We start from the raw sequence: 3,398 nt of genomic DNA, 5'->3' as shown, positions 1-3,398 counted from the left end.
GTCCTTGCGGGCCTCGACCGCGAGACGCGTCGCGCGTTCACGCAGTTCATCGGGGTACTTACGGGGAGCAGCCATGAGCGGCATCCTTCCGGGTCTTCGATGTCTCCATCAAACCCGGGGCGATTCAACGAGTACCGCGAGCTCCTGCCCGCGACCTTTCTGGACATCGCGGAGCTGGAGTGGCGTGCTCAAGGCTTGCGGGTGAGCACCATGACCCACATGCCAGGCCAGTTCCAGACGGAGGCGTACGCACGGGCCCTCTTCGAGGCCGCCATCCCACCTCTTCCCGCAGACGAGTTCGAGGGCAGGATCGCTCACCGCGTACAGCGTCACCGTGCCGTCGACCGCACGGACGCGCCACCGTACAGACTCGTGGTCCATGAGGCGGCGTTGAGGATCGAAGTGGGCGGCCGGAAGGTGCTGCGCGAGCAACTGACGCACCTCATGGCAGCAGCCGACCGCGACAACGTGACGATCCAGGCGATCCCGTTCTCGGCCGGGGCGTTCCCCGGCGCCGGGCAGGCAATACTGTACGCACTCGGCCGGGTGCCGCGGCTGGACACGGTTCAGCTGGACCGCACGTCGGCGGGTGAGTTCATCTACTCCGAAACGCAGTTGTGCAAGTACCGGCTACAGCTGGACGAGATGCAGCGGAACGCGCTGACACCCAAGAAGACCCTCGATCTGATGCACACCATCGCATCGACCCTTTAGGAGTCGCACAGTGCCTGACATCACGTGGGAAGCCCCCTTCTGCCAGGACGCGAGCAACTGCTTCCGCCTCGGCACCGACACCGAGGGCAACGCCTACATAGCCGTCGACGGCCAGGAAGACCACTACCTCACCGACACCATCGACGCCCTTCGAGCGCTCGTCGCCGACATCAAGGCCGGAAAGGCGGACCACCTCGTCTAGCGCTTTGACCGGGAAGGTTCATCGGTTGGTGTCGAGCGCCGGAGCGTGTCCCTCGACTTGTTGTTCCATAGGCTTGGCCGCCATGGAGACAACGACGTCCTTCGTCCATCACCTCGGGGTATTCGCTTCGGACTTCGACGCCAGCGAACAGTTCTACACCTCTGCGTTGGAAGCTCTGGGGATCGAAGTCGGCTACCGGGCCGACGGCGTCGCCGAGTACTGGAGTCCGGAGCGGGACACGCCGTCATTGTCGGTGGAACGCGCGGAGGACGCCGTCACCACGGGGGTGCACATCGCGTTCACAGCGGTCAGCCGAGACGCGGTGGATGCCTTCCACGCGGCTGCGGTGGCGGCCGGCGGCGCCTCCCGGCACGGGCCCCGTGTGTGGACCGAGTACCGCGCCTACTGTGCGTTCGTCAGTGACCCGGATGGCAACAACATCGAAGCCGTCCATAAGGAGACCTCCTAGCGATCCGGCGCTGACGCTGCCCCGCCGCTCATCCGACTGGAGCTTCGGCCCCCTGCCGCTCAGTCAGCCTGCGAGCCACTACCAGCTCTGCCGTCCGCCTCCGCGTACCGATTGGCGTGTCGTCACATCCCCTTCGTGGCTCGTATGGCCGTCTGGGGAGGGGAGGTGCACACTGACGCCTTCCCGTTCGATCCGAAGGACTGAGCCGTGCCCGACCGACCTGAGATTGTCTGCATCTGCGGCTCTACCCGGTTCGTGGACGAGATGAGCGCGGCGAACCGTGACCTGACCTTCGCAGGTGTCATCGTCGTCGCGCCAGGCGTCTTCCCGCGCGCCGAGGATCACAAAGCTGACGAGTTGATCACCAAGGAGCAGAAGACCGCGCTGGACGCCCTGCACCTGCGCAAGATCGACCTGGCTGACCGGGTCCTGGTCGTCAATCCGGGTGGTTATATCGGCGAGTCCACGAGCAGGGAGATCGCATACGCCCACGCCACGGGCAAGCCGGTCTCTTTCACCGATCCCGTCTGACCGGGTATCGGCTGTGCGAGCGTGGCTTCGCCACGTCACCACAGAGACCGTGCCCCTGCGAATGCACCACAGCAGCCTCCGGCCCTCCTCCTCACCGATCTCCCGCACCGCACCCGATCTGCCATCGCACTGCTCCCGATCTCGTCAGTGGTGACCGGTGTCGATGACACAGAAGCGGTTGCCGTCGGGATCTGCGAGCACGATGAAGTCAGCGTCTTCGGGATAGAAGTCCCAGTCGACGCGATGAGCACCCAGGGACACCAGCCGCGCTACTTCGGCTGTCTGGTCGGCCGCGTCCCCGGCATACAGGTCCAGATGGATCCGCGGATGCTCCTGGACCGGTGTCTCGCTGAGGCTGAGCGCCACCTGCACGCCGGCTCCTTCCGACGGCACAAGCACCACCCAGTCGTCCTCCATCTCCTCGCGAGGAACGTATCCCAGAGCCTCCATCCAGAACGTCGCCGCACGCGGCACATTCGAGACACCCAGCACCACAGAACCAACTCTCAGCATGTGCTGATTCTGACGCACAGCAGCAGCCGACGACACCTGCCGCAGGACCGCTCGAAGCGGCCCAATGCCCGGCTCCACATGCCCTCGAACACCGCCTGCCGGCGGGCAGGCACTACGCTGTGGCCCGCGGCCACCACTTCCGCAAGGAGAAGGTATGCAACCTTGCGCAGAGTGTGGTGCGTCTATGAACCCGCGGTCCTGTGACGAGCTGTTCCACGCCTTGTTCGCACTGGACCATTCACGGCAGGCCCCGTGGGGGCCGCTGCACGCAGTCTCAGTCGCTTGCTTCCTGCTCCAGCACCCCAGTCGGCTACCCGCCGACGACGGCGCGATGGCTTGGGCGCTCCTGCACGCGTACCTCGACGGCGGCCTCGACGAAGTGAACCGGCTTGTTGGTCACGCTCGTCGTGGCAACTCCCACCGCGCGCAGGGCATGCCTGTGCGAGTCGCCCCAGACGCGGCGCCACCGCACCGGGACGCGACACGGTCTCGTTTCTCCGTCACGATCGAAGTCGTCGCCGTCGACGGGACGTTCCCCTCCGCGAGCTTCGGGGAACGCGTCGAGGCTTGGGCCGCAGCAACGGTCGCCGCGTGGAGGGGCGGCTCGTGATCGGCCGAAAGGGCATTCGGCCTGTCCCCCAGGCCCGCCTTGGCGACGTTGATCGCGCCTGGCACCGACGCCACCGAGCCCACGCCCAGGCGGTATGGACGCCAGGCATGATGTTCCGATGGGACATCTGCCCGTCGACGTGCGCGCTTCGCTCAGGCTCTTCGCCTTCTACCTGGCGAACGGCACCATCGATGTCGACCTGCTCGACGGTTTCGATTACCGCCCGGCTCTCTGTCAAGCCCCGGGTTTTGTGGAGAGTGGGTTAGCTGGTTTTCTGGAGTGACGCAGGGGGTTCGGCCGCATAGTGGGCGGCCTCGTGCTCGGCGGGGGTCGCGTGTCCGAGCTCGCCGTGCAGGCGC

Annotated in this window: 7 protein-coding genes; 6 read left to right on the top strand and 1 reads right to left on the bottom strand. The window is 66.0% G+C overall.

The window, feature by feature from the left end; translation table 11 throughout:
* The first annotated feature begins 48 nt into the window (after window positions 1–48).
* The 4 genes from JFN87_RS32570 (at window position 49) to JFN87_RS32555 (ending at window position 1,916) form a co-directional block, all read left to right on the top strand.
* Window positions 49–714 carry a DUF5753 domain-containing protein gene (locus JFN87_RS32570; protein WP_372449332.1) on the top strand — a complete coding sequence of 222 codons (666 nt, stop codon included), beginning with the start codon at window positions 49–51 and terminating at the stop codon, window positions 712–714.
* A 10-nt stretch (window positions 715–724) separates the two neighbouring features.
* Complete coding sequence (locus tag JFN87_RS32565) at window positions 725–916, top strand: hypothetical protein (protein ID WP_209346042.1); 192 nt, start codon at window positions 725–727, stop codon at window positions 914–916.
* Window positions 917–998: 82 nt separating this feature from the next.
* The gene (locus JFN87_RS32560) at window positions 999–1,385 is read left to right on the top strand and encodes a VOC family protein (RefSeq protein ID WP_209346039.1); all 387 of its coding nucleotides are present in this window, start codon (window positions 999–1,001) and stop codon (window positions 1,383–1,385) included.
* Window positions 1,386–1,592: 207 nt separating this feature from the next.
* The gene (locus tag JFN87_RS32555) at window positions 1,593–1,916 is read left to right on the top strand and encodes a hypothetical protein (protein ID WP_209346037.1); all 324 of its coding nucleotides are present in this window, start codon (window positions 1,593–1,595) and stop codon (window positions 1,914–1,916) included.
* 144 nt (window positions 1,917–2,060) lie between these two features.
* Here JFN87_RS32555 and JFN87_RS32550 read toward each other — a convergent pair whose 3' ends face one another.
* Complete coding sequence (locus JFN87_RS32550; protein ID WP_209346035.1) at window positions 2,061–2,429, bottom strand: VOC family protein; 369 nt, start codon at window positions 2,427–2,429, stop codon at window positions 2,061–2,063.
* A gap of 64 nt (window positions 2,430–2,493) precedes the next feature.
* Between JFN87_RS32550 and JFN87_RS33990 the strand changes: the two genes are divergently transcribed.
* Both JFN87_RS33990 and JFN87_RS32545 read left to right on the top strand, forming a co-directional pair.
* Entirely contained in the window at window positions 2,494–3,039 is a 546-nt protein-coding gene (locus JFN87_RS33990; protein WP_307865683.1) for a DUF5946 family protein, read from the top strand.
* 118 nt (window positions 3,040–3,157) lie between these two features.
* Window positions 3,158–3,322: a DUF7677 family protein gene (locus JFN87_RS32545; protein ID WP_209346046.1), complete on the top strand. Its 165-nt coding sequence runs from the start codon at window positions 3,158–3,160 to the stop codon at window positions 3,320–3,322.
* The last annotated feature ends 76 nt before the right edge of the window (window positions 3,323–3,398 follow it).

The organism is Streptomyces montanisoli (assembly GCF_017813245.1).
GTDB lineage: Bacteria > Actinomycetota > Actinomycetes > Streptomycetales > Streptomycetaceae > Streptomyces > Streptomyces montanisoli.
Note: the sequence above shows the minus strand (reverse complement) of the source record. Positions and strands in the feature narration are given on the sequence as shown.